The sequence below is a fragment of the Vineibacter terrae genome, from assembly GCF_008039615.1.
In the GTDB taxonomy this organism is placed as follows: Bacteria; Pseudomonadota; Alphaproteobacteria; order Reyranellales; family Reyranellaceae; genus Vineibacter; species Vineibacter terrae.
In genome coordinates this window covers 139,262-165,544 of the sequence record NZ_VDUZ01000001.1, presented here as the reverse complement: position 1 = coordinate 165,544, position 26,283 = coordinate 139,262, and the positions used below count along the sequence as shown (strand labels likewise).

The 26,283-nt window shown below is 69.6% G+C and carries 27 protein-coding genes; 7 read left to right on the top strand and 20 right to left on the bottom strand.

The window, feature by feature from the left end; all coding sequences use genetic code 11:
- Window positions 1-59 precede the first annotated feature (59 nt).
- From FHP25_RS00790 to FHP25_RS00770, 5 genes are all read right to left on the bottom strand, one after another.
- Window positions 60-1,076 (bottom strand): ABC transporter ATP-binding protein, encoded by a 1,017-nt coding sequence (locus tag FHP25_RS00790; RefSeq protein WP_147844972.1) that lies wholly within the window; start codon window positions 1,074-1,076, stop codon window positions 60-62.
- Entirely contained in the window at window positions 1,073-2,047 is a 975-nt protein-coding gene (locus FHP25_RS00785) for an ABC transporter ATP-binding protein (RefSeq protein WP_147844971.1), read from the bottom strand. The genes FHP25_RS00790 and FHP25_RS00785 overlap by 4 nt, the downstream gene beginning before the upstream one ends.
- A 103-nt stretch (window positions 2,048-2,150) precedes the next feature.
- Complete coding sequence (locus FHP25_RS00780) at window positions 2,151-3,029, bottom strand: ABC transporter permease (RefSeq protein WP_147844970.1); 879 nt, start codon at window positions 3,027-3,029, stop codon at window positions 2,151-2,153.
- Between the two features lie 2 nt (window positions 3,030-3,031).
- On the bottom strand, window positions 3,032-4,000 hold the full coding sequence (locus tag FHP25_RS00775) for an ABC transporter permease (protein ID WP_147844969.1): 969 nt from the start codon (window positions 3,998-4,000) through the stop codon (window positions 3,032-3,034).
- A 112-nt stretch (window positions 4,001-4,112) separates the two neighbouring features.
- Window positions 4,113-4,814, bottom strand: a complete 702-nt coding sequence (locus FHP25_RS00770) for a creatininase family protein (protein WP_147844968.1) — start codon at window positions 4,812-4,814, stop codon at window positions 4,113-4,115.
- 86 nt (window positions 4,815-4,900) lie between these two features.
- Here FHP25_RS00770 and FHP25_RS00765 point away from each other — a divergent pair, with 86 nt between their 5' ends.
- The 5 genes from FHP25_RS00765 (at window position 4,901) to FHP25_RS00745 (ending at window position 9,919) form a co-directional block, all read left to right on the top strand.
- Entirely contained in the window at window positions 4,901-5,455 is a 555-nt protein-coding gene (locus tag FHP25_RS00765) for a MarR family winged helix-turn-helix transcriptional regulator (RefSeq protein ID WP_147844967.1), read from the top strand.
- On the top strand, window positions 5,452-7,044 hold the full coding sequence (locus FHP25_RS00760) for an ABC transporter substrate-binding protein (RefSeq protein ID WP_147844966.1): 1,593 nt from the start codon (window positions 5,452-5,454) through the stop codon (window positions 7,042-7,044). The genes FHP25_RS00765 and FHP25_RS00760 overlap by 4 nt, the downstream gene beginning before the upstream one ends.
- A gap of 147 nt (window positions 7,045-7,191) precedes the next feature.
- The gene (locus tag FHP25_RS00755; RefSeq protein WP_147844965.1) at window positions 7,192-8,145 is read left to right on the top strand and encodes an isoaspartyl peptidase/L-asparaginase family protein; all 954 of its coding nucleotides are present in this window, start codon (window positions 7,192-7,194) and stop codon (window positions 8,143-8,145) included.
- Window positions 8,142-9,200: a ketopantoate reductase family protein gene (locus FHP25_RS00750; RefSeq protein WP_147844964.1), complete on the top strand. Its 1,059-nt coding sequence runs from the start codon at window positions 8,142-8,144 to the stop codon at window positions 9,198-9,200. Before FHP25_RS00755 ends, FHP25_RS00750 begins: the two co-directional genes overlap by 4 nt.
- A complete protein-coding gene (locus tag FHP25_RS00745) occupies window positions 9,164-9,919 on the top strand; it encodes an SDR family NAD(P)-dependent oxidoreductase (protein ID WP_147844963.1) in 756 nt (251 codons plus the stop codon). The genes FHP25_RS00750 and FHP25_RS00745 overlap by 37 nt, the downstream gene beginning before the upstream one ends.
- A 200-nt stretch (window positions 9,920-10,119) precedes the next feature.
- Here the strand turns inward: FHP25_RS00745 and FHP25_RS00740 are convergent, their stop codons facing one another.
- The 11 genes from FHP25_RS00740 to FHP25_RS00690 all read right to left on the bottom strand — a co-directional run bounded on the left by FHP25_RS00740 (window position 10,120) and on the right by FHP25_RS00690 (window position 20,122).
- Window positions 10,120-11,349 carry a porin gene (locus tag FHP25_RS00740; protein WP_147844962.1) on the bottom strand — a complete coding sequence of 410 codons (1,230 nt, stop codon included), beginning with the start codon at window positions 11,347-11,349 and terminating at the stop codon, window positions 10,120-10,122.
- A gap of 13 nt (window positions 11,350-11,362) precedes the next feature.
- On the bottom strand, window positions 11,363-11,566 hold the full coding sequence (ccoS, locus tag FHP25_RS00735) for a cbb3-type cytochrome oxidase assembly protein CcoS (RefSeq protein WP_147844961.1): 204 nt from the start codon (window positions 11,564-11,566) through the stop codon (window positions 11,363-11,365).
- Window positions 11,563-13,983: a heavy metal translocating P-type ATPase gene (locus FHP25_RS00730; RefSeq protein ID WP_408068513.1), complete on the bottom strand. Its 2,421-nt coding sequence runs from the start codon at window positions 13,981-13,983 to the stop codon at window positions 11,563-11,565. The genes ccoS and FHP25_RS00730 overlap by 4 nt, the downstream gene beginning before the upstream one ends.
- Window positions 13,953-14,738 (bottom strand): DUF2189 domain-containing protein, encoded by a 786-nt coding sequence (locus FHP25_RS00725; protein WP_147844960.1) that lies wholly within the window; start codon window positions 14,736-14,738, stop codon window positions 13,953-13,955. Before FHP25_RS00725 ends, FHP25_RS00730 begins: the two co-directional genes overlap by 31 nt.
- Window positions 14,739-14,767: 29 nt before the next feature.
- A complete protein-coding gene (locus FHP25_RS00720) occupies window positions 14,768-14,977 on the bottom strand; it encodes a hypothetical protein (protein ID WP_147844959.1) in 210 nt (69 codons plus the stop codon).
- Window positions 14,974-15,855, bottom strand: coding sequence for a cytochrome-c oxidase, cbb3-type subunit III (gene ccoP / locus FHP25_RS00715; protein ID WP_147844958.1), 882 nt, complete (start codon window positions 15,853-15,855; stop codon window positions 14,974-14,976). Before ccoP ends, FHP25_RS00720 begins: the two co-directional genes overlap by 4 nt.
- Complete coding sequence (locus tag FHP25_RS00710) at window positions 15,846-16,016, bottom strand: cbb3-type cytochrome oxidase subunit 3 (protein ID WP_147844957.1); 171 nt, start codon at window positions 16,014-16,016, stop codon at window positions 15,846-15,848. Before FHP25_RS00710 ends, ccoP begins: the two co-directional genes overlap by 10 nt.
- A gap of 2 nt (window positions 16,017-16,018) precedes the next feature.
- On the bottom strand, window positions 16,019-16,750 hold the full coding sequence (gene ccoO / locus FHP25_RS00705) for a cytochrome-c oxidase, cbb3-type subunit II (protein ID WP_147844956.1): 732 nt from the start codon (window positions 16,748-16,750) through the stop codon (window positions 16,019-16,021).
- 5 nt (window positions 16,751-16,755) lie between these two features.
- The gene (gene ccoN / locus FHP25_RS00700; RefSeq protein ID WP_147844955.1) at window positions 16,756-18,405 is read right to left on the bottom strand and encodes a cytochrome-c oxidase, cbb3-type subunit I; all 1,650 of its coding nucleotides are present in this window, start codon (window positions 18,403-18,405) and stop codon (window positions 16,756-16,758) included.
- A 345-nt stretch (window positions 18,406-18,750) separates the two neighbouring features.
- Window positions 18,751-19,377 carry a phasin family protein gene (locus tag FHP25_RS00695; RefSeq protein ID WP_178133189.1) on the bottom strand — a complete coding sequence of 209 codons (627 nt, stop codon included), beginning with the start codon at window positions 19,375-19,377 and terminating at the stop codon, window positions 18,751-18,753.
- A 364-nt stretch (window positions 19,378-19,741) separates the two neighbouring features.
- Entirely contained in the window at window positions 19,742-20,122 is a 381-nt protein-coding gene (locus FHP25_RS00690) for a PsiF family protein (protein WP_147844953.1), read from the bottom strand.
- Between the two features lie 393 nt (window positions 20,123-20,515).
- On the opposite strand from FHP25_RS00690, the gene FHP25_RS00685 reads away from it, so the two are divergent.
- On the top strand, window positions 20,516-20,971 hold the full coding sequence (locus FHP25_RS00685) for an ATP-binding cassette domain-containing protein (RefSeq protein ID WP_408068512.1): 456 nt from the start codon (window positions 20,516-20,518) through the stop codon (window positions 20,969-20,971).
- Here the strand turns inward: FHP25_RS00685 and FHP25_RS00680 are convergent.
- The 4 genes from FHP25_RS00680 to FHP25_RS00665 all read right to left on the bottom strand — a co-directional run bounded on the left by FHP25_RS00680 (window position 20,914) and on the right by FHP25_RS00665 (window position 25,232).
- A complete protein-coding gene (locus tag FHP25_RS00680) occupies window positions 20,914-21,180 on the bottom strand; it encodes a hypothetical protein (RefSeq protein WP_147844951.1) in 267 nt (88 codons plus the stop codon). The genes FHP25_RS00685 and FHP25_RS00680 overlap by 58 nt on opposite strands.
- A gap of 35 nt (window positions 21,181-21,215) precedes the next feature.
- Window positions 21,216-22,547, bottom strand: coding sequence for a S8/S53 family peptidase (locus tag FHP25_RS00675; RefSeq protein WP_147844950.1), 1,332 nt, complete (start codon window positions 22,545-22,547; stop codon window positions 21,216-21,218).
- Between the two features lie 129 nt (window positions 22,548-22,676).
- Complete coding sequence (locus FHP25_RS00670) at window positions 22,677-24,596, bottom strand: dipeptidyl-peptidase 5 (protein WP_147844949.1); 1,920 nt, start codon at window positions 24,594-24,596, stop codon at window positions 22,677-22,679.
- Between the two features lie 87 nt (window positions 24,597-24,683).
- Complete coding sequence (locus tag FHP25_RS00665; protein WP_147844948.1) at window positions 24,684-25,232, bottom strand: TetR/AcrR family transcriptional regulator; 549 nt, start codon at window positions 25,230-25,232, stop codon at window positions 24,684-24,686.
- A gap of 122 nt (window positions 25,233-25,354) precedes the next feature.
- Here FHP25_RS00665 and bdcA point away from each other — a divergent pair, with 122 nt between their 5' ends.
- A complete protein-coding gene (bdcA, locus tag FHP25_RS00660) occupies window positions 25,355-26,068 on the top strand; it encodes an SDR family oxidoreductase (protein WP_147844947.1) in 714 nt (237 codons plus the stop codon).
- Window positions 26,069-26,283 lie beyond the last annotated feature (215 nt).

The window sequence follows — 26,283 nt, the reverse complement described above, 5'->3', positions numbered from 1 at the left end:
ATCGGCGCGTAGCGCCGACACAAGAGCGGGCCAGAGGCCCGCGCTCCGAGCGGCGCTGCTTAACCCGGTTGCAGCACGTGGCACGCCGCGGCGTGCTGCGGCCCGACCGGGCGCATCTCGGGCACCTGGTCGCGGCAGCGCGGCTCGGCCAGCGGGCAGCGCTGGTGGAAAGGGCAGCCCGGCGGCGGCGCCAGCGGCGAGGGCAGCTCGCCCGCGATCGGCGTGAACGTCGCCACCACATCGCCCTGCAGCGCGAGCTGCGGCACGCTCGCCAGCAGCGCCCGGGTGTAGGGGTGCTGCGGGTCGTCGTAGATCGAGGCCGCCGGTCCGATCTCGACGATGCCGCCCAGATACATGATCGCGACCCGGTCCGATACATGGCGCACCACGCCCAGATGATGGCTGATGAACACCATGGTGAGCGACAGCGCGCGCCGCAGCTCGAGGAACAGGTTCAGCACCTGCGCCTGGATCGACACGTCGAGCGAGGCCACCGGCTCGTCGCAGACCAGCACGTCGGGCCGCATGGCCAGCGCCCGGGCGATGGCGATGCGCTGGCGCTGGCCGCCCGAGAACTGGTGCGGGTAGCGCTGCGCCGCATCGGGGTCGAGCCCGACCTTCCGCAGCCACGCGGCGACATAGGCGGCGGCGTCGGCGCGCGCTGACAGCCGATGCGCGACAGGGCCCTCGGCCAGGGCGTCGCCGATGCGCATGCGCGGATCGAGCGAGGCATAGGGATCCTGGAAGATCATCTGCACCCGGGTCGTGCGCTTGCGCGGGTGGCGCCCGCCGCTCATGACAGGCGCGCCGTCGATCGTCACGGAGCCCGTTGTCGGCGGCAGGATGCCGGCGATCATGCGGCCCAGCGTGCTCTTGCCGCAGCCCGATTCGCCCACCAGGCCCAGCACCTCGCCGCGCGCCAGCTGCAGCGAGACATCCTGCACCGCCCGCACCGCGCGCGTCTCGACAGCACCGCCCAGCGCGCCGGCGATGCGCTCGCCCAGCGACAGCTGCGGATCGAAGTGCTTGCTGACCGACGTGACGGCGATGAAGGGCGGGCCGGCTGCACCGGTCATGGCGGGCCGCCATCCAGCGGATGATGGCAACGCCAGCCGCGCACACCTGTCAGCGTGACTTGCGGCGCCATCCCGCAGAGCGAATCGGCGCGCGGGCAGCGCGGCTGGAAGGCGCAGCCGGGCGGCAGCGCCGCGAGTGTCGGCGGCAGTCCGGGAATCTGGCGCAGCATCGCGCCCGGCTCGGCGCGTGCCGGCAGCGAATCGAGCAGCCCGCTGGTGTAGGGATGGCGCGGCGCGCGCAGCACTGAAGCGGTCGGGCCCTGCTCGACGATGCGGCCGGCGTACATCACCAGGATGCGGCTGGCCAGCGCCGACACCACGGCGAGGTCATGGCTGATCCAGATCAGCGCCGTGCCCAGCTCGCTGACCAGCGCCTTCATCTCGGTCAGGATCTGGGCCTGGATCGAGACGTCGAGCGCCGTCGTGGGCTCGTCGGCGATGATCACGTCGGGCCGGTTCAGCAGCGCCACGGCGATCGCCACGCGCTGGCGCATGCCGCCGGAGAACTGGTGCGGATAGGCGTCCAGCCGCCGCGCCGCGTCGGGGATGCCGACACGCGTCAGCACCTCGGCGGCGCGGGCGCGGCCGGCGCGCGCCGACACCCGCTCATGCGCGGCGATCGCGAGCCGGATCTGCGCCGCGATGGTGAGGACCGGATTCAGCGTCGTCATCGGGTCCTGGAACACCATCGCCAGGCGCCGGCCGCGCAGGGCACGCAGCTCGGCGGTGGGCAGGCCCACCAGCTCGCGGCCCTGCAGCTTCACCGAGCCGGCCACGATGCGGCCCGGCGGATCGATCAGGCCGAGCAGGGAATAGCCGGTGACGCTCTTGCCCGATCCGGATTCACCGACCAGGCCCAGGATCTCGCCGGCATCGAGCGTGAAGGACACGCCGTCCACCGCCTTCAGCACCGCATTGCGCGCGAAGAAGTGCGTCGCCAGGTCGCGCACGGCCAGAAGCGGCGCGCTCATGGCTCGACCAGCCCGTCATCCCGAGCGCAGCGAGGGATCTCCCGGAAGCGGAGCCTCTTGCCGCAGGAGATCCCTCGCTGCGCTCGGGATGACATGGTCGCTTTCATCGCTTGAGCCGCGGGTTGAGCTGGTCGCGGACCTGGTCGCCCACCAGGTTGATGGCGACGATCAGGATGATCAGCGCGACGCCGGGATAGATCGAGATCCAGTAGCGGCCCGACAGCAGGTACTGGAAGCCGTTGGCGATCAGCATGCCCAGCGACGGCTCGGTCACCGGCAGGCCGACGCCGAGGAACGACAGCGTCGCCTCCAGCGCGATGGCGTTGGCCACCTGCACCGTGGCCACCACGATCAGCGGCGGCAGGCAGTTGGGCAGGATGTGCCGGAACAGCACCGTGCGCGCCGGCAGCGGCGTCGACAGCGCCGCCTCGACATAGTCCTTGGCGCGCTCTGTGGCGGCGGCGCCGTGCGCGGTGCGCGCGAAATAGGCGTATTGCGCCGCCACCAGCGCCGCGATCATCTGCAGGCGTCCCTGGCCCAGCACGGCCGCCAGCACCAGCGCCAGCAGGATGGCGGGGAGCGACAGCTGCAGGTCGACGAAGCGCATGATCAGCATCTCGCTGCGGCCGCCGGCGAAGGCCGCCGTGGCGCCCATCGTGGCGCCGATCACGAAGGCGACGATGCCGGCGGCGACGCCGATCAGCACCGAGATGCGCAGGCCGTAGAGGATCGCCGAGAAGAGGTCGCGGCCCTGCGCGTCGGTGCCCAGCCAGTGGACATAGCCGCCGCTGCCGACATGGCCGGGCGGGCGGCGGGCATCGCTCAGCACCAGCCGGCCCAGGTCATAGGGGTCCTGCGGCGCGATCAACGGCGCCAGCACGGCCAGCAGCGCGATCGCGACGATGACGGCAAGCGCCACCAGCGCGATGCGGTTCTCGCGGAACGCCGCCCAGAAGCGCAGGAAGGGCGCGTCGGCGTCCATGCTCAGCGCCGCGCCCGGATGCGCGGATCCAGCGCCGCATAGGCGAGGTCGATCAGGAAGTTGATGACGATGAACAGGCAGGCCACCAGCATCAGGTAGGCCACCATCACCGGCCGGTCGAGGCTCTGGATCGACTCGATGATCAGCTTGCCCAGCCCGGGCCAGGAGAAGATCGTCTCCGTCACCACCGCGAAAGCCAGGGTCGAGCCGAACTCCAGGCCGAAGACCGTGACGATCGGGATCGATATCAGCGGCAGCACGTGGTGCCGCAGGATCGTCCACTCCGACTGGCCCGAGGCGCGCGCGAACTTCACCGTGTCGGTGAGCACGATCTCGCGCGTGCCGGCACGCGCCAGCCGCATCATCATCGCCAGCTTGAAGAGCGACAGGTTGACGGCCGGCAGCAGCAGGTGCTTCAGGCCATCCAGGGTCAGGAAGCTCCATTCGACGCCCAGCACCGTGACCGTCTCGCCGCGTCCGCCGGCCGGCAGCCAGCCCAGCGACACCGCGAACACCAGGATCAGCACCAGGCCGATCCAGAATGTCGGCACCGAGAAGCCCAGGATCGACAGGCCCATCAGCAGCTTCGCCACCTTGCTGTGCGGGCGGTAGCCCGCGAACATGCCCAGCGGCACGCCCAGCAGCGTCGCCCCGGCCACCGCCGCCAGGGTCAGCTCCAGCGTCGCCGGCAGCCGCGACAGGACGAGGTCGAGCACCGGCATGTTGAACACGAAGGAGCGGCCGAGATCACCCTGCGCCAGGCGGCCGAGGAAGGCGAGGTATTGCTGCCACAGCGGCTGGTCGAGCCCGTAGCGGGCGATGGTGTCGAGCCGGATCTGCTGCGTGGCGTCGGGCGAGATCAGCACGTCGATGGGATTGCCGATCGCGAACACGCCGAGGAACACCAGCGCCGCGATCACCACCAGCACCACGATCGCCTGCAGGAAGCGCTGGATCAGGAAGCCGAGCATGGGTCCGTCAACTTCTGGGACCGCGCGCGCCCGCGCGCGCACCGGCGCGCCAGCGCCGGATCATGAGCGCGCGTGGACGCGCGCGGTCCGAAAGGATCACGCCGGGCATGCCCTAAGGCCAACCCGTCTCGATCACCGCCCGTGTCTCCTCGACGGCGACCTGCCACAGCGCCAGCATGTCGCTGTCGGGCCGCTGGTAGCGGCCGTGGAAGTTGCCGTCGCCGATGATGGCGCGCACCTCGGCCGGGTTGGCGGTCTGCAGCCGCGCCATGTCGACCTGCGGCTTGGCGGCGTCGGGCGCCACCGCGCCGGCGACGCGCGTCCAGGGGAAGCTCTCCATCCAGCTCGCATGCGATGCCGCCGGGTCGATGGCCATCGTCCTGGCCCATGTCCGCGGCGCCTTCCACCATTCGTGGAACTTGATGCGCGCATCCTGCCGCCGCGCCACCCATTCCTTGAACAGCCCCTGGATCGGGCCGTTGCCGCCATGGCCGTTCACCACCACGATGCGGCGGAACCCGGTGCGATACAGGCTCTCCAGGATGTCCTCGATCAGGGCCACATAGGTCGACAGCCGCAGCGTCACGGTGCCCGGGAAATCGGCGAAGTAGGGCGTGAGCCCGAACGGCACCGCCGGGTAGACCGGCACGCCCAGCGGCGCGGCGGCATCGACCGCCACCTTCTCCGACAGGATCATGTCGACGCACAGGCTGAGATAGGCGTGCTGCTCGACGCTGCCGATCGGCAGCACGCAGCGGTCGTCGTCCGCCACGCGGGCCTCGACCTGCATCCAGTTCATGTCGGCGATCTTCATGGGCCTGCTTCCGGTTCCGGCCGGACCACTTGACCAAGGGCTGCAAGTATCGTCAAGTTCCATATGGAACTAATTGGATGGGCGGCATGGCGGCAGGCCCGCAACGCAAATCTTCCGGCACCATCGCCCGCTTTCCCGGGCCCCAGGCGCCTGAGCTGCATCCCGTCATCGCCGTGAAGCTGTGGGAGAACCCATGCTGGTTCTCCTTCCGCATCAACTACCTGGGCCTGCAGTTCAACACGCCGGTCTATGGCTGGATCGAGCGGCGCTACGGCCTGATGCGGCCGGAATATGTCGTGCTCTATTCGCTGTTCCTGAAGGACGGCATCTCGGCCAACGACATCTGCCAGTCCTCGGGCTTCCCCAAGAACACGCTCAGCCGCGCCATCCAGAAGCTGCTGCGCCGGCGCCTGATCCGCCGGGCCGCCGATCCGCTCGACCGGCGGCGCTACGGCCTGCGGCTGGCGGCCGAAGGCCGCCGCATCGTCGATGAGACCTTGCCGGCGATGCTGGAGCGCGAGCGGCGCATGCTCGCCGCGCTGACGCAGGCCGAGCGGCAGGTGCTGTCCAAGCTGCTCGCGCATCTGGTGAGTGATTCGCCGGGCTGGCCGGCGCAAGTCGAACAGGAGGAAGCACAATGAAGATCTGGGGACGTCACATTGCCGCCGTGCTGCTGGCGGCCGGCAGCCTGGCCCTGGCGCCGCTGCCGGGGTTGGCGCAGACGCTGACCATCGGCGTGCGCGCCGGCCCCGAATCCATCGATCCGCATTTCACCGCTACCGGCACGCACGCCGAGGCGCTGAAGCACGTGTTCGACACGCTGGTGTGGTCGGGCGACGCGCTGCAGCTGGAGCCGCGGCTGGCGCTGAGCTGGAAGGCGATCGATGCCACGACCTGGGAGTTCAAGCTGCGCCAGGGCGTGAAGTTCCACGACGGCTCCGACTTCACGGCCGAGGACGTGAAGTTCTCGATCGAGCGCATCCCGGTGGTGGCCGGCCCCAACCCGACCACGATCTACGTGCGGCGCGTGAAGGAGACGAAGATCATCGATGCGCACACCGTCCACATCATCACCGACGGGCCGGCGCCCAGCCTGCCCAACGATTTCATCCGCCTGTTCATCGTCTCGCACAAGGCGGCTTCCGGCCTGACCAGGGACACCGCCAACGAGGCGTTCAATTCCGGCAAGGCCGCCATCGGCACGGGGCCCTACAAGTTCGTCTCCTGGACGCCCAAGGAGCAGCTCGTGCTCGAGCGCTTCGACGGCTACTGGGGCCCCAAGGAGCCGTGGCAGCGCCATGTGCGCAAGGAGATCGCCAACGACGCCGCGCGCGTGGCCCAGCTCAAGGCCGGCCAGGTCGACCTCATCGTGCGGGCGCCGGCGTCCGACGTGCCGATGCTGGAGCGCGACTCCAAGCTCGCCGTGGTGAAGGTCGACACGGTCTACATCTTCAACATGGAGCTGGACCTGCGCGACAAGCCGGCCCAGGTCACCGCCAAGGACGGCTCGGCGCTCGACAAGAACCCGCTGCAGAACCCCAAGGTGCGGGAGGCGATCGACATCGCGATCGACCGCAAGGCGCTGGCCGAGATCGCGATGGAGGGCCTGGGCAAGCCACAGAACCAGCTCGTGACGCCCAACATCTTCGGCTACAGCAAGAAGGTCCCCGAGCCGAAATACGACCCGGCCCGCGCCAGGAAATTGCTCGCCGAGGCGGGCTATGCCAACGGCTTCAAGGTGACGCTGAGCTTCACCAGCGACCGGCTGCCGGGCGACCGCCAGGTCGGCACCTCGATCGCGCAGATGCTGGCGGCGGTGGGCATCGACGCCCAGGCCAACGCCCAGCCCGGCGCCGTGTTCTTCCCGGCCCGCACGCGCGGCGACTACTCGATGGCGATGTCGGGCTGGGGCACGTTGACCGGTGAGGCGCACTACACGCTCTCGTCGGTGGCGCACTCCAACGACAAGGAGAAGCGGATGGGCGCCTTCAACGTGCTGGGCTACAAGAACCCGGAGCTCGACAAGGTCCTGCAGGACGCCGCGGTCGAGATGGATGACGCCAGGCGCCGGGCCTTGCTGGAACGTGCCAACGAGATCGTCGCGGCCGACCGGCCGCGGCTGTCGCTGGTCTCGGTGGGCTCGGCCTGGGCCATGCAGAAGGCCAAGGTCACGGTCACGCCCCGGGTCGACGAGGACACCCTGGCCATGAACATCCGGCCGGCGAAGTAACCCCATCTTCCTCCCCACGCAGTGGGGAGGTGCCCCCGGAGGGGGCGGAGGGGACCCGACGTGGCCTTGGTAAGGAGCATCACGTCGGCTCCCCCTCCGGCCTTCGGCCACCTCCCCGACTGCGTTGGGGGAGGGGAGATAACCACCATGCCTTCACCGGTCATCGCCATCCATGGCGGCTGCGGCACCCTGGCCGCCGATCTGCAGAGCGCGGCCGACTGGGCCGAGACCCGGGCGCACCTGGCCGCCGCGCTGCGCGCGGCGTGGCGGATCCTGGCGGCGGGCGGAGCGGCGCTCGATGCCGTCGAGGCGGCGGTGGTCGTCCTGGAGGACAGCCCGCATTTCAATGCCGGCCATGGCGCCGCCCTGACCGAGGATGCCGTGCATGAGCTCGACGCCAGCATCATGGACGGCGCCACCATGGCGGCCGGCGCCGTCTGCACCGTGCGCACCATCCGCAATCCGGTGCGCGCGGCGCGCGCCGTCATGGAGCGCTCGGACTGTGTCCTGCTGGCCGGCGCCGCCGCCGATGCCTTTGCGCAGGCCCACGGACTGGCATGCGTCGGCAACGGCTACTTCACCACCGAGCGCCGGGTGCAGGCGCTGGCGGCGCTGAAGGCCCGTGCCGCGCGCGGCACCATCGCGCTGGCCTCCGAGGCCGAGCGCCATGGCACGGTCGGCGCCGTGGCGCTCGATGGCGACGGGCGCCTGGCGGCGGCGACCTCGACCGGCGGCTTCAACAACAAGCCGGCAGGGCGGGTCGGCGACACGCCCGTGATCGGCGCCGGCACCTATGCCCGCAACGGCGTGTGCGCGGTGTCGTGCACCGGCCAGGGCGAGGTCTTCATGCGCCGCGTCGCGGCCTACGATGTCGTGGCCCGCATGTCCTATGCCGGCCAGACGCTGCGCCAGGCGACCGACGCGCTGGTGCTCGATATGCTGTCCTCGCATCGCATCGGCGCCGGCCTGGTCGCGGTCGATGCCGCGGGCAATGTCGCGATGCCCTTCAACACGCTGGGCATGGCGCGGGGCTGGATCGCGGCCGACGGCAGGCTCAGGGTCGCCACGCACAAGGACGTCATCGACATGGGGGGCGCATGAGCCGACAAGCCCAGGAGCCGATCCTGATCTGGGGCGCCGGCGCGATCGGCGGCACGCTGGGCGCCTTCTGGGCGCGGGCCGGCGTGCCGGTGCTGCTGGTCGACGTCGTGCGCGAGCATGTCGAGGCCTGCCGCACATCCGGCCTCGCCATCGAAGGGCCGGTCGACACCTTCACCCAGGTCATCCCGGCGGTGACGCCCGACGCGCTCGAAGGCATCTACGGGCGCATCGTGCTGGCGGTGAAGGCGCATGCCACCGAGGCTGCGCTCGAGGACCTGGCGCCGCACCTGGCGCCGGACGGCTACGTGCTGTCGGCGCAGAACGGCCTGAACGAGATCGCCATCGCCCGGCGCGTCGGCGCCGCCCGCACCATGGGCTGCTTCGTCAATTTCGGCGCCGACTGGCTGGGGCCAGGACGCATCCTGTTCGGCAACCGCGGCGCCGTGGTGGTGGGCGAGATCGACGGCGCCGTGCGCGAGCGCACGCACTCGATGCATGCGCTGCTGCGGCGGTTCGAGCCGGACGCGGTGCTGACCGACAACGTCTGGGGCTATCTCTGGGGCAAGCTGGCCTATGGCGCGATGCTGTTCGCGACCGCGCTCACCAACGAGTCGATGGCCGACAACTTCGCCGACCCGGCGCGCTTTTGCGTCTTCGACCGGCTCGGCCGTGAGGTCATGCACGTGGCCGCGGCGCGCGGGATCGCCCCCGTGGGATTCAACGGCTTCGACCCTTCGGCCTTCGCGCCTGGTTCAGGCACAGCGCAATCACGCACCAGCATCGCGGCGCTGGCCGAGTTCAACCGCCACACGGCCAAGACCCATTCCGGCATCTGGCGCGACCTCGCCGTGCGCCGGCGCAAGACCGAGGTCGATCCGCAGATCGGCATCATCGCCCGTCTCGGCGCCGAGGCCGGCGTCGAGACGCCGGCGATCCGGGCGCTGGTCGACCTGATCCACGACGTGGAGGAGGGACGGCGGCCGCAATCCGCCGACACCATGCAACGGTTGATCGACACATGCACATCACCTTCAGCGGCCGCACCGCGCTCGTGACCGGCGCCGCCCAGGGCATCGGCCAGGCCATCGCGCTGGGCCTTGCCCAGGCCGGCGCGCGCGTGCACCTGGCCGACATCGATCGCGACGGCGTGCAGCTTTTCGCGCGGCAGCACGGCATGACGGCGCACATCGCCGATATCGGCGACCGTGCCGCCGCCCATGCGCTCGTCGATGCCGTGCTGGCCGGCGACGGCCGCCTCGACATCCTGGTCAATTCGGCCGGCGGCGTGCGCGGCCAGGTCGGGCGGCCGATCGAGGACGTCGGCGCCGAGGACTGGCGCGCGATCTTCGCGGCCAATGTCGATGGCGCCTTCTGGCTGGCGCAGGCCGCCGCGCCGCCGATGCGCGCCGCCGGCTACGGCCGCATCGTCAACATCGCCTCGGGGGCCGGCCTGCGGCCCAGCCTGACCGGCATCCAGGCCTACACCGCGGCCAAGCATGCCATGGTCGGCCTGACCCGGCAGCTGTCGCAGGACCTGGCGCGCTTCGGCGTCACCACCAACGCCGTGGCGCCCGGCTTCGTGCGCTCCAACCCGTCGAGCGAGCGGCAGTGGCAAGCCTATGGCCCCGAAGGCCAGCAGCGCCTGATCGAGGCCATCCACACGCGCCGCCTGGGTCAGGCCACCGACATCGCCAACGCCGTGCTGTTCCTGGCCAGCGACCAGGCCGCCTGGATCACCGGCCAGATCCTCTCCGTCGACGGCGGCCGCTCCTGAAGCCAGCCGTCGTCGCCGCGAGCGCCTGCCCGTCATCCCGAGCGCAGCGAGGGATCTCCCGCGAATGGTGCACCCTGCGTCTTGCCGCGGGAGATCCCTCGCTGCGCTCGGGATGACGGGTGGCTGTGCTCGGGAGGGCAGCAGGCCCGCGGACGATCGCCTCGCTGCGCTCGAATTGACGCCCGTGCACAGCCGCTCGATCAGAACGTGAGCCCCGTGCCGAAGATGATGGCCCAGGCGTCGGCTTTCTCGCTCTTGGACTGTCCCGACCCCATGACGTAGTTCAAGCCGCCCAGCAGCCTGATGCCGGGAGACAGCATGTAGGCGACGCCGAGCTCGATGATGTCCATCTTGTCCTTGCCCGGCGCGTTCTGCGTGCCGGCGACGGCATTGGCGTCATTGTTGCGGCCGCCCCACCAGCCCAGGGAGGTCATCCAGGGGCCGCTGTCGTACCGGATCGCGGCAGTATACCACCTCGTCGCGTTGTCGTGGCGCAGGCCGTTGTTGTCGCGGCCCAGGCCGCCGCCCAGGGTGAAGCCGTGGAAGCCGACCTGCGCGCCGCCAGCCCAGCTCTTGTAGCGGCCGGACGCGTTGTCGGCCGCCACCGGCGTGGCGGCGAGGCCGGTGCTGATCGTGCCGCGGTCGAAGCCGGCGGTCATGTAGGAGCCGGCCAGCCTCACCTCCACGTCGCCGAACTTGTTGGCGTAGTTCGCGGAGACGTCGATGCCGTTGTGCCAGGTGTTGTTGTTGCGCGGACAATTGCTGAAGTTGGCGCCACCGCCGCGGAACGGACACGTCGCGGCGATTGCCGACGTAGCGAACGACGGCGTGTACGACAAGGCAAGCTGCAGGCCGGCGAAGCGCGGCGAGTAGTAGGTGAGCTTGTCCGCGTCACCCGAGTTGTTGTTGTTGGACGCCGACAGCCCCGGATTGGTGCCGCGATCGCGCCCGCCGCTGTTGTTGCTGTTGAAGCCGCTGCCCTTGTTGGAGAAGGTCGGGTCCTGGAAGCCCCAGCCGGGCAGCACCGACGGCGAGGAGTTCGGGTTCTTGTATGAGGCCGCATCGGTGGCGCCGAACTCGATCCGGCCCCAGGGGCCGAAGGCGTAAAGATACTCCTCGTCCATCTGGTCGTTCGTCGACGTCGCCCCGCCGCCGTTCGACCATCCTTCCAGCTCGATGCGGATTCCGACCGTAGTGCCGTTGTCGAGCTTGGTCTCGCCGGAGAACCAGATCTCGCCTTCGTAGCGGAAGGTCTCCGGCCGGTAGCTGGTGCCCGTCGTGCCGCTGACATCGCGGCCGATCTTGCCCAGCGTGATGTAGCTGTTCCAGTAGCCGCGCAGCTCCAGCTTGATCGGGTCGGCGGCGACCGCCGGCATCGCCATCCCGGCGCCGATCAGCGCGCTGGCGCCAAGAAGCCTTGAGCGTCCCATGGTCCCTCACCCTTCAACGATCGTCAGGTCGGTCCGTCAGGTCCGGCTCGGCGCGCGCCGGCGCATCGGGGGCGTCGCGCCCGTCGTCGAACAGGATGCGCTCGGCGGCGCCGTCGAGATCGGCGTACTGGCCGCTGCGCAGCGACCACATGAACGCCACGAGGCCGATGACGCCCAGGCCGAGCGAGATGGGGACGAGATAGAGGAAGTCGATCATCGTCCGGCCCGCAGCGCCGCAAGCGCCGGCGCGGCGCCGATCGCATCGTCGCGCGCCATCGGCTTGCGCCGTCCCGGCAGGCGCAGGGCGTTGGCGACGACCACGAGCGATGACGCCGACATCGCGACGGCAGCCACCAGCGGCGTCACCTGGCCCAGGACGGCGATCGGTATCGCCACGACGTTGTAGGCGACGGCGAAGGCGAAGTTCTGCCGCACCAGCCGCCGCGCGTCGCGCGCCACCCTGATGGCCTGCGCCACGGCGCCCAGGCTTTCGCGCAGGAACACGAAATCGGCAGCGCTGCGGCCGACATCGGCCGCAGTTGCCGGCGCCATCGAGGCATGGGCGGCGGCCAGCGCCGGTGCGTCGTTGAGCCCGTCGCCGACCATCAGCACCTTGCGGCCGGATGCCGTGAGCGCAGCCACCTGCTGGACCTTCTCGCGCGGCAGCACGCGCGCGGCCGCCTCGATGCCGAGCTCGGCCGCGATGCGCTGCACCGGCGCCTCGGCGTCGCCCGACACCGCGGCGATCCGCAGGCCGTCCCGCGCCAGCGCCTCGATCGTGGCGCGCGCAGCGGCGCGCAGGCGGTCCTCGAGCTGGAACGTGGCCAGATGCGCGCCTCCGCACGACAGCACGACGCCGTCGTCGTCAGGCGGCTGGCGGTCGGGGGCAGGGCCATCGCATGCGGCAGGCCACTCGGCTCCTGCTGTCATCCCGAGCGCAGCGAGGGATCTCCCGCGAACGGCGCACTGTGCGTCTTGCCGCAGGAGATCCCTCGCTACGCTCGGGATGACAGCAGGGTCAGACGCGATAGCTCCGCGGTCGGGGGCCAGCGCCCAGCTCGCGCGCCCCAGGCGGTAGACGGCGGTGCCGGTCCGTGCCTCCAGGCCCAGCCCGGCATGCTCGGCCACGGAATCGAAGGCCATCGACGGATGGTCCTGCCGGGCGGCATCGGCAATGGCCCGGGCGAAGGGGTGCCGCGAGTGCGTGGCGATGGCGGCGGCCAGCGCCAGCGACGCCGGATCGATCGCGCCGCGGTCGACCAGGCGCGGCTGCCCCAGCGTGAGGGTGCCGGTCTTATCGAACACCACGGTGTCGACCTCGGCCAGCCGCTCCAGCGCCGCGCCGTCCTTCACCATGATGCCGTTCTCGAACAGCCGGCCGGCGGCGACCACCTGGACCATGGGCACGGCCAGGCCCAGCGCGCAGGGACAGGTGATGATCAGCACGGCGATGGCGATCGTGATGGCGCGATGCGCATCGCCCGTCGCGATCATCCAGCCGGCGAAGGTCAGCAGCGCGGTCAGGTGGACGGTGGGCGCATAGAGGCTGGCGGCCCGGTCGGCGATCCGGCGATAGACCGAGCGGCTGGCCTCGGCCGCCTGCATCAGGCTCACCATCTCGGCCAGGAACGACTCGCGCGCCGGCGCCGTCGCGACGATCGCCAGCGGGCCGGTCAGGTTCAGGGTGCCGGCGCGCACCAGGCCACCCGCGGCCACCGGCTGCGGCCGGCTTTCGCCCGTCACCAGCGCGGCATCGATATCCGACGTGCCGGCATCGACGCGGCCGTCGACCGGCACGCGCTCGCCGGCTGCCAGCAGCACGGTCATCCCGGTCGCGATGTCGTTGACCGGCAGATAGGCCTCGGTGCCGTCCGGCCGCCGCACGCGCGCGCCGCGCGCGGCCAGGCGGGCGAGCCCCTTGACCGCCTGGCGCGCGCGTTCGCGCATCACGTGGTCCAGCGTGCGTCCCACCAGCAGGAAGAACAGCAGCGTCACCGCGGCATCGAAATACGCATGCGGCCCGTGATGCAGGGTCTCGTAGAGGCTCAGGCCGAAGGCGAGCAGCACGCCGACCGAGATCGGCACGTCCATGTTGGTGCGGCCATGGCGCAGGCTGCGCCAGGCCGAGCGGAAGAAGACGCGGCCGGCATAGGCCAGCGCCGGCAGCGCGATCACGGCCGAGACGGCGTGGAACAGGTCGCGCGTCTGCGGGTCGGCGCCGGACCAGACCGAGACCGACAGCAGCATGATGTTGCTGGCCGCGAAGCCGGCCACGGCGAGCGACCGCACCAGCTCGGCCAGGGTGCCGTCCTTGGCCTCGCTGTCGGCGTCACGCAGATGGGCCGCGAAGCCGATGCGCTGCAGGGTCTCGACCAGCGGCGGCGGCCGCCGGCGCGCCTGCCAGCGCACGCTCACGCTGCGGGTCGACAGGTTGACGCGCGCCCGCTCGACGCCCGCCAGCGCCCCCAGCGCGGTCTCGATCCGGCGCATGCAGGCGCCGCAATGCATGTCGGGCACCGACAGCTCGGCCTCGCGCAGCCCGCTGCCGACCGTCCTGCTGGCCAGCAGCAGCTCCTCGCCTGCGGTGCCGGCCGGCGCCTGCGTCACGGCCGCAACGCGCGATAGGCATGCCAGGTGCCGTGCCCCAGCAGCGGAAAGACCACGATCATGCCCAGCAGGCCGCTCACCAGGCTGATCAGGAATAGCGCCAGCACGATCGTGCCCCAGGCCAGCATCACCGGCAGGTTGTTCCAGACCAGCGCCATGCTGGTGCCCATCGCCGTCAGGGCATCGACGCGCTCGTTCAGCAGCATCGGCACCGAGACGGCGCTGATGGCGAAGGAGAAGGCCGCGAACAGCCCGCCGATCGCGCCGCCCACCAGCAGCATCGCCCAGCCGGTCGAGGTCATGAACAGCGTGGACGTGATGTGGTCGAGCCCGGGAAACGGCCGCAGGCCGAAGAACAGGGCGTAGATGATGACGGCGGCGCGCATCCACAGCAGCATCAGCCCGCACAGCAGCACGCCCGTGAACAGGAGCTGGCCACCGGACTGCGGCCGCACGAAGATCATGGAGGCGAGCCCGACGGGCTCGCCAGCGGCGATGCGCCGGCTCTTTTCGTAGAGGCCGACGGCCAGCAAGGGGCCGACCACCATGAAGCCGGCGAAGGCGGGGAAGAGGATGTAGTCCCAGCCCAGCGCGAACAGGCCGGCCACGACGCCGATCGACACCAGGAAGACGATGAGCCCGTAGGCGAGGCTTGCGGCCGGCTTCACCAGCAGGTCGTGCCAGCCTGCGGCAAGCCAGGCGACCGCCGTCGCGGGCGGCAGATTGCGGGTCCAGACCCTTTCCCTCGGGAGGGGCGGAACAACGGCCGGAATCGTAACCATCTTCGACCTCGCTTGGCGCCTGGGGCGCGTCACCGCGGCGAGCAGGAGGACTTGGCGGCGCGGAACTGGCCCGGGTCGGCTGCCCGTTCGCCTGCCCGCAGATGCGTGACGCAGTCCGGCTGTGACGTCACCGCCACATAGACCAGATGCGCGTTGGCCAGCACCACCAGCAGCAGGCCCGCGCCGACCAGCAGCCACAGGGCCGGCCGCGTCCGCAGGCTGGTGAGCAGGGCGCTCATGGTGTCTTCGCGCGCAGGTCGACCAGGTAGAGCGTCAGGATCTTGCGCTCGACCGGCGACAGGCGCGCTTCCCAGGTCGGCATGTGGCCCTGCCGGCCATCCCAGATGGTGGCGAGCACCGACTGCTGATCGCCGCCGTAGATCCAGAAGCGGTCGGTCAGGTCCGGCGCCCCCATCTCGATCTTGCCCTTGGCGTCTTCGCCATGGCAGGCGGCGCAGTTGGCCTCGAACAGCGTGCGGGCCGCTTCGCGCTCGCCCGCCGGCATGTCCTTGGCCGCGGCCGGGTCGGACAGGCCGAGCACGTAGCGCACGACCTTGGGGATGTCCTTGCCGGGCATCATCTGGTCGCGGCCGACGGCCGGCATCTGCGACACCCGCGTGTCGGGGTGGGCGGAGTTGATGCCGACCCGGATTGTCTCGGCGATCTGCTCCGGCTCGCCGCCCCACAGCCACGACGTCGTGGTGAGGTTGGGGTAGCCCTTGCCGCCCTTGGCGTCCGTGCCGTGGCAGACGGCGCAATTGTCGACGAACAGGCGATGGCCGGTCTGGCGCACGGCCGTCATCAGGTGCGGATCGGCCTGGATCTCCTTGAAGCTGCCGCTTTCGATCCGCTGCGTCCATTCGGACCGCGCCAGCGCCGCCGCCTTCAGGTTCTCGGCGACGGTGGTGCGCTGGTCGATGCCCAGCAGGCCCTTGGTGTAGGTGACGCCGACCGGCCATGCCGGCATCAGCAGCCAGTAGACGAATGAGAACAGCGCCGTGCCGATCAGGAACAGCCATACGGGCCGCGGCACCGGCGTGTTCAGCTCCTTGATGCCGTTCCAGACATGACCGGTGGTCATGTAGCCGGAATGCTTGTCGCGTTCCTCTACCGCCATGGCCGTTCCTCCTCATGGAGGATGGACTGCGCCGCCTGGTCGAACCGCTTCTTGTTCGACGGCCAGTAGGCGTAGACGACGACGCCCAGCAGCAGCGCCATCAGGTAGAACAGGCCGAAGGTCTTCGAGAACCATACGGTGGTGTCGTGGTCGAAGCCCATGGCTAGCCTCCGCTCCCGGCGACCGGCTTGTGGGCGGCGTCGGTCAGCCGGCCCAGAATCTGCAGGTAGGCGACCAGCGCATCCATCTCGGTGAGCTGGGCCGGCTGGCCGTCGAACGCGCGCACCTGGGTCGCCTCGCCGTAGCGCTTCACCAGGTCGCCGGCGGCCGGCGAGTCCGGCGCCGCCTGCGCCTCGGCGTCCTTGGTCGCGTTGGCGATCATGTCGTCGGTGTAGGGCACGCCCAGCCGGCGCATCGCCTTGAGGTGCAGGCCCAGGTCGTCGGTGCGCAGCGGCGTGCGCATGAGCCAGGCATAGGCCGGCATGATCGACTGCCGCACGACGTCGCGCGGGTTGATGAGATGGGCGACATGCCACTCGTCGGAATACTTGCCGCCGAGGCGGGCAAGGTCGGGCCCGGTCCGCTTCGAGCCCCACAGCATGGGATGGTCGTACTTCGATTCGACGGCGAGCGAGTAGGGGCCGTAGCGCTCGACCTCGTCGCGCAACGTGCGGATCATCTGCGAGTGGCAGGCATAGCAGCCCTCGCGCACGTAGATGTCGCGGCCGGCCAGCTCCAGCGGCGTGTAGACGCGCATGTCCTGCGCCTCCTCCACTGTCTGGCGGATGGTGAACAGCGGCGCGATCTCGACGATGCCGCCGATGCTGGCCACGACGATGATCCCGATCACCAGGCCGATCGCCTTGCGTTCCAGCCGGTAGTGCAGCCCGAACATGCGACCTACTCCGCCGGTTGCCGGATGGGATCGTCGGGGTCGGCGCTCGCGGCCGGCACCTCGGCCGCTGCGCGCGGCACGCCGCGCACCGTCATCCAGATGTTGTAGCAGCCGACGACGGCGCCGATCAGGAACAGCAGGCCGCCGATGGCGCGGGCCGCGTAGTAGGGGCGCATCGCGACCAGCGAGTCGATGAAGGAGTAGGCCAGGGTGCCGCTCTCGTTGTACGTCCGCCACATCAGGCCCTGGATGATGCCGGAGTTCCACATCGCGAAGACGTAGATGACGGTGCCGGCGACGGCGAGCCAGAAATGCACCTCCACGAGGCCGGCCGAGTACATGCGCTCGCGCTTCCACAGCCACGGCACCACGGCATAGATCGAGCCGAAGGTGATCAGGGCGACCCAGCCCAGCGCGCCGGCGTGGACGTGGCCGACAGTCCAGTCGGTGTAGTGCGAGAGGGAGTTCACCGACCGGATGGCCATGAACGAGCCTTCGAAGGTGGAGAGGCCGTAGAACACGGCGGCCACCATCATGAAGCGCAGCGTCGCGTCGTCGCGCACCTTGTGCCAGGCGCCGTTGAGCGTCAGCAGCGCGTTGCCCGCCGACGCCCAGGACGGCACCAGCAGCATCACCGAGAACGTCATGCCCAGCGTCTGCACCCAGTGCGGCAGGGCCGTGTAGTGCAGGTGGTGCGAGCCCGCCCACATGTAGAAGAAGACGATGCCCCAGAAGCTGATGATCGACATCCGGTAGGAGAAGATCGGCCGTCCGGCGCGCTTGGGCAGGTAGTAGTACATCATGCCCAGGAAGCCGGCGGTCAGGAAGAACGCCACCGCGTTGTGGCCGTACCACCATTGCGTCATGGCGTCCTGCACGCCCGAGAAGGCGGAGTAGCTCTTGGCCGAGCCGAGCGAGATCGGCAGCGTCAGGCCGTTGACGATATGCAATATCGCCACGACCAGGATGAAGGCCATGTAGTACCAGTTGGCGACGTAGATATGCGGCTCGCGGCGGCGCACCAGCGTGCGCAGGTACAGGATGAAGTAGGCGACCCAGACGACCACCAGCCACAGATCGGCGTACCACTCCGGCTCGGCGTATTCCTTCGACTGCGTGATGCCCATCATGTAGCCGGTGACGGCCAGCAGGCAGAAGAGGTTGTAGCCGAACAGCACGAACCACGGCAGCAGCTGGTCCGGCAGGCGCGCGCCCGATGTGCGCTGCAGGACATGGAAGGACGTCGCGATCAGCGCGTTGCCGCCGAAGCCGAAGATCACGGCCGTGGTATGGACGGGCCGGATGCGGCCGAAGCTCGACCAGCCGGCATCGAAGGTCAGGTCGGGGTAGACCAGCAGCCAGGCGACCCAGTCGCCGATGAACATGCCGAACACCGCCCAGCCCATGGCGAGGATGATGCCGATCTTGCTCGGGTCGTCGTAGTACTGGCTGAAGCGCGCCTCGCTGGGCTCGGGAGCATAGTATCCCGCCACGACGCCGAAGATTCCAAGCACCGCGGCAGCCAGCACCACGCCGCCGTGCAGTCCGAGTGGATCGCCCTGGCCGGCGATCATCATGGCCACGCCGCAAGCTGCGACCACGAACAGGATGATCAGCGCGTTTAGTCGCTCATCCCGCGTAAGCTGCGCCAGCATCGCCCCGTTCTCCCCCCTTGTCCGGAGACCGTACTGAAATTGCTGGCATTGTCCGCAGCGGGCCGCGATTGGCTACCCGGAATGCGAACCACGCGTGGACAATGCTACTCGGACGGCATTGAGCCTCGCAGGGTTGCGTCTTGCAACACTATACGTGTCGCGGCTGCTTTTGCCGCAGGCGGGACGGCTGCCGGTCCGATTCCTGGCGCTGGCCCGCTGCGCGCCGGCCTGTCGTCATCCCTTGCGCTGCTCGGGATGACGCAGTGTGGCGGCGCGGCGTTGCGCGATATGCGATCGCCCGGGTGGCAACGGGGTCAGGCACGACCCCGTTGCTCGCGCGATGCGTCAGCGGCGCGTCGTGGGACGGCGCGGCGGGCGCGGCGCAGGCGCGGCCGTCTTGGGCGCGGCGACGACGGGCGCGGCCGGCGTCGGCTCGGGCGCGATCTCGGCGGGCGGAGCGCCGGCCGGCGCTGCTGCCGCGACGGCGGCATCGATCGGCGTGGCGATCACCGCGGCCACGGTCGCACGCGCCGCGGCCGGCGCTGCCGTGAAAAGGGCCTTGGCTTCGTCGAACGACTCGACGATGCGCGCGTTCAGCACGTCGCTGGCCGCGATGTTGGCCTTGACGGCGATGTCGGACAGCTCGCGCACGCCGGCGACGCTCGACGTGAAGGCGTGCCGTGTCGCATCGGCCTGCCGTGCCGCTCTTTCCTCGAGCGAGGCGGCGGCGAAGATGTCGCCGGTCATCTGGCTGTAGTCGTCGACCGTGGCCTTGATCAGGTCGCTGTGGCGTTGCGCCAGCGCCTTCAAGCCGTCGAAAGCGATCTGGTGCGCCGCCGTGAGCGCCGCTGCGTTCTTGCGCTGGGCTTCGACCAGCGCCTCGACGTTGAGCATCGGCAGCTTGAAGTCGGCCCACATCCTGGTCAGGTCGACGGGAGCGAAGGGGAAGCTAGGGGCTTGGAGCGCGCTCATGCTGATCTCCATCTTGGTTGGTGGAAGCGTGCGGGCACGCTCGGGTGAGGCGCGCGATCACGCCGGGTCGGCATCAACGCGGCGGATTGCCCGACCACGATTGATGCAGTGCAGCATTTTTCTTTCATTGAATGTTGCGGCGCAAAAGTCAAGTGCGTCCGCGGGCCGCGGATTTTCGCGGCCGTCGTCGCCGGGGCTCGAAATTTGCGCTGCGTGGCGAGGCGCGCGTGATCGCACGTGGCGTGTGGCCGGCTGCAGCATCGCCTGCTGCGGCGACGGGATGGAATACCGATGCCAGGGCCTGGCGCATGCAGCAACGGGATGATGCTGCACGCGCCTTTTGTCAGGAAGACTGTGCCGGCATTCACTTCCTGGCAGTGCAATTGCGCATGAACCGGGCTTTGTCCTCGCCGCTGAGTGTCCTGGCTTGATCCTCGCAGCTTTGCGGCATCGGTGCGGCGGCCGGGCTCCGGGCATTGCAGTCACGGACGAACCGGACCTTGTCTTCGCCGCTGAGCGTCCTGGCCTGGTCCTCGCAGCTTTGCGGCGGGTTCATCACCGACGGCACGGCGACCTGGCCGGCCCAGCAGCGGTTCATGAACTCGGTCAGCGCATCGCCCGAAAGGGATTGGCGGCGCGCTTCCTGTGAGCAGGCCTGGGCCAGGTCGGACCGCGGCGTCTGCGCCTGCGCGACGGTGCCGACAAACGCGCTCGCCAGCACAATGGCTGCTGCGATCATTCGCATGAGACCCTCCTGACTTCGTGCAACTGAGTGACTGATTCGCAGCGGATGGAGCCACTGAATTTACGCAACACGATGCTGTCGAGAGACGCACTGCATCCGCAGCGCGATGCTAACCCGAACGTCACCACGATGCCATCGTTGCGCGGCGCAGCCGCTGCGCGACGGTGCAAGATGTTCGGCCTAGCGCTGGGAATCGCAGGTCGCTGATACATCCGTCATCCCGAGCGCAGCGAGGGATCTCCCGCGTGGGACGCACAGTGCGCCATTCGCAGGAGATCCCTCGCTTCGCTCGGGATGACAGTCACGACTCACCTTCTACCGATAACTGGTACTAGCTGAGCGCGTGCGCCCGGGATCGCAGTGAAGATGATTTGCCGGGAGCGCGCCGCTGCAGTGGCGCATTGGCGCGGGGCGGCAGCTCATGAGCCGGCTCGCCGGGACGGCAGGCGTGCCCGTCAGCTCATCAGCCACGCAAAGCGCGGCGTCGTCGCATGCTCGAAAAGGCGCTTCAGCATCTCGTCGAGAAGGTTCCTTTCGGCCGGGCTGAGCACGCTGACCGCGTCATCGACGATGGCGTGCGGGCACCAGCTCGTCGAGACCTTGCGACTGCATCAGGGCCTGCCGCGGCCGGCGGCGCGGGCGCGCGCCATGGAGATGCTGCGTCTGGTCCATATCGCCGATCCGGCGCGGCGGCTCGACGAGCATCCGCATCATCTCTGCGGCGGCATGCGCCAGCGCGTGATGATCGCGATCGCGATGGCCTGCAATCCGCAGCCGGTGTTGTCGTTTTGCTATCGGCGTCGAGGGCCGAATCCCTCGATGCGAGGGTTGGAGAAGGGACCGCGATAGGGTGTGTCCTGTTGTCCCGACGGATCCGTGGCCGGCAGCGCCGACGCACGCACCTGCACGGCATATAGTCCACGGTCGGGGTCGATCGGCACGACGCCGAACGCCGCATCGATGGCATCGGCGCTGACGCCCAGGATCTCGGCGGCGCGCGCCAGCCCCGGCTTGGCCTCGGGGCACGCGATGGTCATCAACGCCATGGTGTCCGGCATGGGGCTCGCACCCAACGGTCGCACGGCGCTCCCGGTCAGAGGCCGTAGTGGTTGGCAACGGCAACCGGGCGGATGATGCCAGCCCCGTAGTCGTGGTTCCAGCCCGGACGGGGGGAAGGCTTCGGCGCCGCGTTTGCCCTGAACTGAACAAATAGGTCGTCGGGAGTGGCATTGCCAGGGGCAAGGCGCGTGCGGATGGCCGCGACGCAGCCGGCGGCAACCGGACACGCCGTGGAGGTTCCCGAGTCCGGCGTTCCTTGTCCGAACGCCTGGGAACCCCGGAAATGCGTGTAGGCCGTCAGGTCCGGCTTGTTGGGCGCCATGCCCGGAATGGCGGGGCCCTGGCTTGAATAGCCGACCCGTATGTCGTGGATATCGCACCCCGCCAAGGTCAGCACGTCCGGATGGGCATTCGCCCCGGTGATGGTACGCCGTGTGACGCCCTGGCAGCGCTGGTCAGGGCAATTGGCGCCGCAATTGCCGGCGGCGAACAGGATGTCGGCGCCGGCCCGCGCCAGGGTGCCGACGATGATGTTGAAGGGGTGGTTCAGATTGTCCGAGTAGCGACCGGGATGCCCCGGCGCGAAATCCCAGCTGGGATGGTACATCCCCCAGCTGTTGTTGATCACGAGCGCCTTGTACTTCCATTCGGGCGTGGCCTTCTGCGTGAGAAGATAGGAGAAGGCGAGAAGCGCATCGCTGAGGAAGCCGGCCATGACGCTGCCGCCGGGAGTCCTCGACCTGAGGATCGGGAAGTCGAGCAAGGTGCAGGCCGGAGCGGCGATGAGCGCATCGAATGCGCACATAGTGCCATGGTCCACCGCGTAGGCGCCAGGCGTGTGCGCAACGCCGGGCGGCGCCCAGAACACCTTCCTGTCCAGACGAGGCCTGAGGCCGGCGGCGCGCAAATGGGCGATGTTGATGCCGGTGTCCATGATGGCGACAGCGACGCCCCGGCCGGTGAGACGCTTGCCTTTCAATGCTTGCACGTCCAGCTGACGTGCGACATCGACATGTGTGCCGACGGGGTTGGGACCGCAATGGGGCTTCTGGAACAGCCCGATTTCCGGATCCGCAAAAATCTGGACACCTCTATGGGCCGCCTTCACGTCGTCGATGCGATCGGCGTCGATGGTGCCACGGGCAACGAACACCGGCGCATCGCGGGCGGTGGCGGCGGCAAGGCTGACGCCCTCGACCGTTCTCGCTGCCAGCGGCAGCGGCGGGAAGCTGGGATCGAGCACCAGATCGCCGCGCTTGGTCGGCTCGGTGATGTTGAAGGCCAAGGCCTCCATCGAGAAGGCGTTGGAGCTTTGCGCGCGCAGTGGCGCATGAGCAGGCATCGTCACGATGACTGAGACGCGCATCGGTTCCCCCAATTCTTTCTGTTCACGCGCGTCCCAAAATTATGGCGAATAATCTGGAAGAAGTAAATCGATCCGGTTGCAGGATATCGATGGAAAGCACGCGCGCGGTGTCAGGCGGGGCACCTGTCGTCAGAACACGAGCCCGACCTCGAAGACGTGCTGGGCATAGAAATAGAGCTCGGCGTCGAGCGCGCGCATGATGTTGGCGCCGCGGCGGAAGCCGTGCTGCTCGCCGGTGAACAGCATGTAGCCGACCGGCACGCCGTTGCGCCGCAGGGCCTCGACCATGGCCTCGGTCTGGCTGGGCGGCACGATGCGGTCCTCGTCGCCCTGGAAGAAGATCATCGGCCGGCGCAGCGCGTCGGCGTGGTGCACCGGCGAGCGCTCGCGGTACAGCGCCTCGTTGCCCGGCAGCGGCGCGATCAGCCAGTCGAGGTAGCGCGCCTCGAACTTGTGCGTGTCGCGCGCCAGCGCGGTGGCGTCGCTGACGCCGTAATGGCTGGCGCCGCCGGCGAAGGCGTTGCGCGCCAGCGCCATCAGCGTCGTGTAGCCGCCGGCGCTGCCGCCGGTCATGACGGCGCGCGCGCCGTCGGCCAGCCCGGACTGCGCCAGGTGGCGCGCGCCGGCGATGCAGTCATCGACGTCGACCACGCCCCATTGGCCCTTGAGCTGGTCGCGGTAGGCGCGTCCATAGCCGGTGCTGCCGCCGTAGTTGACGTCGAGCACGGCGATGCCGCGGCTGGTCCAGTATTGCGTGCGCAGATCGAGCACGCCGGGGGAGAAGGCCGTCGGTCCGCCATGGCACTTGACCAGCAGCGGCGGCGCGCTGCCGGCAGGCGCCGCGTAGTCGGGGTTGTGCGGCGGATAGTAGAAGGCATGCGCCTGCCGTCCGCCGGTGGTCGCGAAGGTGATGTGCTGCGGCCGCGACACGTAGCGGGCGAGGTCGGCATCGAGCGTCGCCGCCCGCTGCAGCACCTCGGTGCCGCCGGTCGCGAGGTCGAGGCGCACGATCGCGGCGGCGTCGCCGGCGGCGCCGGCGCGGAACACGGCCTCGCCGTCACGCGCCCGCACATAGCCATAGTCGGTGTAAGGCAGATCAAATGGCGTCAGCGCCAGCGATGCGAGGTCGAGCCGCGCCAAGCGAGCGATGCCGTCTTCCCAGTAGCTGCAGACGAGAGTCCCGGCGCCCGCGAAGGCATAGCTCGACATGCCGAAGGCCCACGGCGCCTGCGCGAAGTCGGCGGCGCGCGGCGCCAGCGCGCGCACGTCGCTGCCCTCCAGGCGATAGAGGTTCCACCAGCCGCTGCGATCGGCGATGAAGTGCAGGATTCCGTCCGGCGCCCATTCGGGCTGCAGCACCGACTCGCCGGAGCCGCCCGCCACCAGCCGCTCGGCCGTGAGCGAACCGTCCGGCGCGATGTCGGCGACGCGCAGCTCGGTCTCGACCCACGGCATGTTGGGGTGCCGCCATGTCAGCCAGGCGAGCCGGCTGCCATCCGGCGACAGCCGTGGCGCGGCATAGAAGTCGTTGCCGCTCGCCAGCACATGTCCGGCGCCGCCGGCAGCGAGATCGACCGCGACGATCGTGTTCTCGACCGGGCCACCGGCGCCGGCATGGCTTTCGCGCACGCCGATCCAGCGGTTGCGGGCCGCATCGATGACGCCGTCGGCATAGCGGTGGCCGGCCTGAGGGTCGTCGGCATCGGGTGCCGGCGTCAGCGCCACCGGCGCTGCGTCCGGCGCGCAGCGATAGAGGCGCTGGTCAGCCATGCTCGAGGCGTAGGCGATGCCGTCGCGCACCACGGTGGCGCCGCCGCCGTATTCGTGCACCCGTGTGCGCGCGTTGAAGCCGGCCGGCGTCAGCTCCTGCGGCGTGTCGCCGGCGCGATGGCGCACCAGCACGTTGCGGCCTTTCTCGCGCGGGCGGCCTTCGATCCAGCAGATCGCCGCGCCGTCAAGCTGGACATCCGACAGCCCGATCGATTCGGCGACGATCAGGTCGGCGGTGATGGGCGACAGCCAGGATCCATAGGGACGCGTGATCGGCATGGGTATGCTCCAGCGACGGGTAAGCAGGGCTCTCGCATATTGTCATCCCCGGCGCGGTGATGAAACCCGGATGGCGGCACGTCAGGATCAGCCGCGCCTGGCCTCGCGGCGGAAGGCGCGGCCGATGCTGGCGGCGAACGCCGTCAGCGACGCCTCGTCGGCGCCGTCGCGGGCGGCAGCCGACATGCCCGCCATGGCAATGAAGACCAGGTCGGCGAGCGCCTCGGCGTGCTTGGGGTGCTCCGTGACGATGAAGTCACGGATCGCATCGCGGCCGGCCTGCCGCGCGGCCTGGGCCAGCGCCCGGGCCTCGGGATCGGTGCTGTTGCGCGTGCCATCCATCACCAGGCAGCCGGCGATGCCGCCATGCAGTGGGTAGAGATGCGCCGCCAGCGCCAGCGTGCGGTCGATCACCGCCGCCACCGAGCCGCCGTCGGCACGCGCACGCTCGAAGACATTCGCTTCGCTGCTGCCGTAGCGCTGCAGCGCGCGCGCGAGCAGGCCCGCCTTGCTGCCGAAGGCGGCGTAGAAGCTGGGCGGTGTGATGCCGAAGGCGGCGCCCAGCTCGGCCACGCCCACGGCGTCATAGCCGCGGGCATGGAACAGCCGCATGGCCGTCTCCACGGCCCGGCCCATGTCGAATGTCCGTGGCCGCCCACGGGCTGGCGATCTTTCTATAGCGCTCACTAAAAAACCCCTTGCGATGATCGTCCGTCTTTTATATATAGTGATCACTACATTAATGCAAGGAGGCCGCCATGGTCGATTTCACGGGTAAGAATGTCCTGGTGCTCGGCGGCAGCCGCGGCATCGGCGCGGCGCTGGTGCGTCGCTTCGCGCAGGGCGGGGCACGGCTCGCCTTCACCTATGCCGGATCCAAGGATGCGGCCGAGGCGCTCGCGGCCGAGACCGGCGCCGAGGCGGTCCGCAGCGACAGCGCCGACCGCGACGCGCTGATCAGGACGGTCGCCGGCCGCGGTGCGCTCGATGCGATCGTCATCAGCGCCGGCACGGTGGTGCTGGGCGATCCGCTGACGTTGGATCCCGACGCGGTCGACCGCATGATCGACGTCAACGTGCGTGCGCCGTACCACGCCGCGGTCGAGGCGGCGCGCAGGATGAACGACAATGGCCGCATCATCGTGATCGGCTCGGTCAACGGTGATCGCATGCCGTTCGCGGGCGCCGCCGCCTATGCCCTCACCAAGTCGGCGATGCAGGGCATGGTGCGCGGCCTGGCGCGCGACTTCGGCGCCCGCGGCATCACGGTCAACAGCATCCAGCCGGGGCCGACCGACAGCGACATGAACCCCGCCGACGGTCCGATGGCCGAGACGATGCACGGCTTCATGGCCATCAAGCGCCACGCCCGCGCCAGCGAGATCGCCGAGCTCGCGGCCTTCCTCGCAGGCCCGCACGGCGCCATGATCACGGGCTCGATGCAGACCATCGACGGCGGCTTCGGCGCCTGACCGGATCCTTTCATTGAAACGCACGGCAGCGCATCGTGGGATGATGCGCTGCCGGTGGTGATTGTTTCGTGCGCGATGAGCGATTTTGCCTGTGGCAGTTGCGCGCGGCGTGCAGTTAAGAGCGTCATTCAAAAGAACGCACCGCGGCAGGCCATACTTTCGCCGCCGCAGAAACGGTGCGCGCGTGTGCGGGCAATTCGCATTGACGGAATCGG

What these genes read in the sequence shown, in the direction of transcription:
- FHP25_RS00790 (WP_147844972.1), bottom strand. Translation starts at nt 1,076, where the DNA reads ATGACCGGTGCAGCCGGCCCGCCCTTCATCGCCGTCACGTCGGTCAGC.
- FHP25_RS00785 (WP_147844971.1), bottom strand. Translation starts at nt 2,047, where the DNA reads ATGAGCGCGCCGCTTCTGGCCGTGCGCGACCTGGCGACGCACTTCTTC.
- FHP25_RS00780 (WP_147844970.1), bottom strand. Translation starts at nt 3,029, where the DNA reads ATGGACGCCGACGCGCCCTTCCTGCGCTTCTGGGCGGCGTTCCGCGAG.
- FHP25_RS00775 (WP_147844969.1), bottom strand. Translation starts at nt 4,000, where the DNA reads ATGCTCGGCTTCCTGATCCAGCGCTTCCTGCAGGCGATCGTGGTGCTG.
- FHP25_RS00770 (WP_147844968.1), bottom strand. Translation starts at nt 4,814, where the DNA reads ATGAAGATCGCCGACATGAACTGGATGCAGGTCGAGGCCCGCGTGGCG.
- FHP25_RS00765 (WP_147844967.1), top strand. Translation starts at nt 4,901, where the DNA reads ATGGCGGCAGGCCCGCAACGCAAATCTTCCGGCACCATCGCCCGCTTT.
- FHP25_RS00760 (WP_147844966.1), top strand. Translation starts at nt 5,452, where the DNA reads ATGAAGATCTGGGGACGTCACATTGCCGCCGTGCTGCTGGCGGCCGGC.
- FHP25_RS00755 (WP_147844965.1), top strand. Translation starts at nt 7,192, where the DNA reads ATGCCTTCACCGGTCATCGCCATCCATGGCGGCTGCGGCACCCTGGCC.
- FHP25_RS00750 (WP_147844964.1), top strand. Translation starts at nt 8,142, where the DNA reads ATGAGCCGACAAGCCCAGGAGCCGATCCTGATCTGGGGCGCCGGCGCG.
- FHP25_RS00745 (WP_147844963.1), top strand. Translation starts at nt 9,164, where the DNA reads ATGCACATCACCTTCAGCGGCCGCACCGCGCTCGTGACCGGCGCCGCC.
- FHP25_RS00740 (WP_147844962.1), bottom strand. Translation starts at nt 11,349, where the DNA reads ATGGGACGCTCAAGGCTTCTTGGCGCCAGCGCGCTGATCGGCGCCGGG.
- ccoS (WP_147844961.1), bottom strand. Translation starts at nt 11,566, where the DNA reads ATGATCGACTTCCTCTATCTCGTCCCCATCTCGCTCGGCCTGGGCGTC.
- FHP25_RS00725 (WP_147844960.1), bottom strand. Translation starts at nt 14,738, where the DNA reads ATGGTTACGATTCCGGCCGTTGTTCCGCCCCTCCCGAGGGAAAGGGTC.
- FHP25_RS00720 (WP_147844959.1), bottom strand. Translation starts at nt 14,977, where the DNA reads ATGAGCGCCCTGCTCACCAGCCTGCGGACGCGGCCGGCCCTGTGGCTG.
- ccoP (WP_147844958.1), bottom strand. Translation starts at nt 15,855, where the DNA reads ATGGCGGTAGAGGAACGCGACAAGCATTCCGGCTACATGACCACCGGT.
- FHP25_RS00710 (WP_147844957.1), bottom strand. Translation starts at nt 16,016, where the DNA reads ATGGGCTTCGACCACGACACCACCGTATGGTTCTCGAAGACCTTCGGC.
- ccoO (WP_147844956.1), bottom strand. Translation starts at nt 16,750, where the DNA reads ATGTTCGGGCTGCACTACCGGCTGGAACGCAAGGCGATCGGCCTGGTG.
- ccoN (WP_147844955.1), bottom strand. Translation starts at nt 18,405, where the DNA reads ATGCTGGCGCAGCTTACGCGGGATGAGCGACTAAACGCGCTGATCATC.
- FHP25_RS00695 (WP_178133189.1), bottom strand. Translation starts at nt 19,377, where the DNA reads ATGAGCGCGCTCCAAGCCCCTAGCTTCCCCTTCGCTCCCGTCGACCTG.
- FHP25_RS00690 (WP_147844953.1), bottom strand. Translation starts at nt 20,122, where the DNA reads ATGCGAATGATCGCAGCAGCCATTGTGCTGGCGAGCGCGTTTGTCGGC.
- FHP25_RS00680 (WP_147844951.1), bottom strand. Translation starts at nt 21,180, where the DNA reads ATGCCGGACACCATGGCGTTGATGACCATCGCGTGCCCCGAGGCCAAG.
- FHP25_RS00675 (WP_147844950.1), bottom strand. Translation starts at nt 22,547, where the DNA reads ATGCGCGTCTCAGTCATCGTGACGATGCCTGCTCATGCGCCACTGCGC.
- FHP25_RS00670 (WP_147844949.1), bottom strand. Translation starts at nt 24,596, where the DNA reads ATGCCGATCACGCGTCCCTATGGATCCTGGCTGTCGCCCATCACCGCC.
- FHP25_RS00665 (WP_147844948.1), bottom strand. Translation starts at nt 25,232, where the DNA reads ATGGGCCGGGCCGTGGAGACGGCCATGCGGCTGTTCCATGCCCGCGGC.
- bdcA (WP_147844947.1), top strand. Translation starts at nt 25,355, where the DNA reads ATGGTCGATTTCACGGGTAAGAATGTCCTGGTGCTCGGCGGCAGCCGC.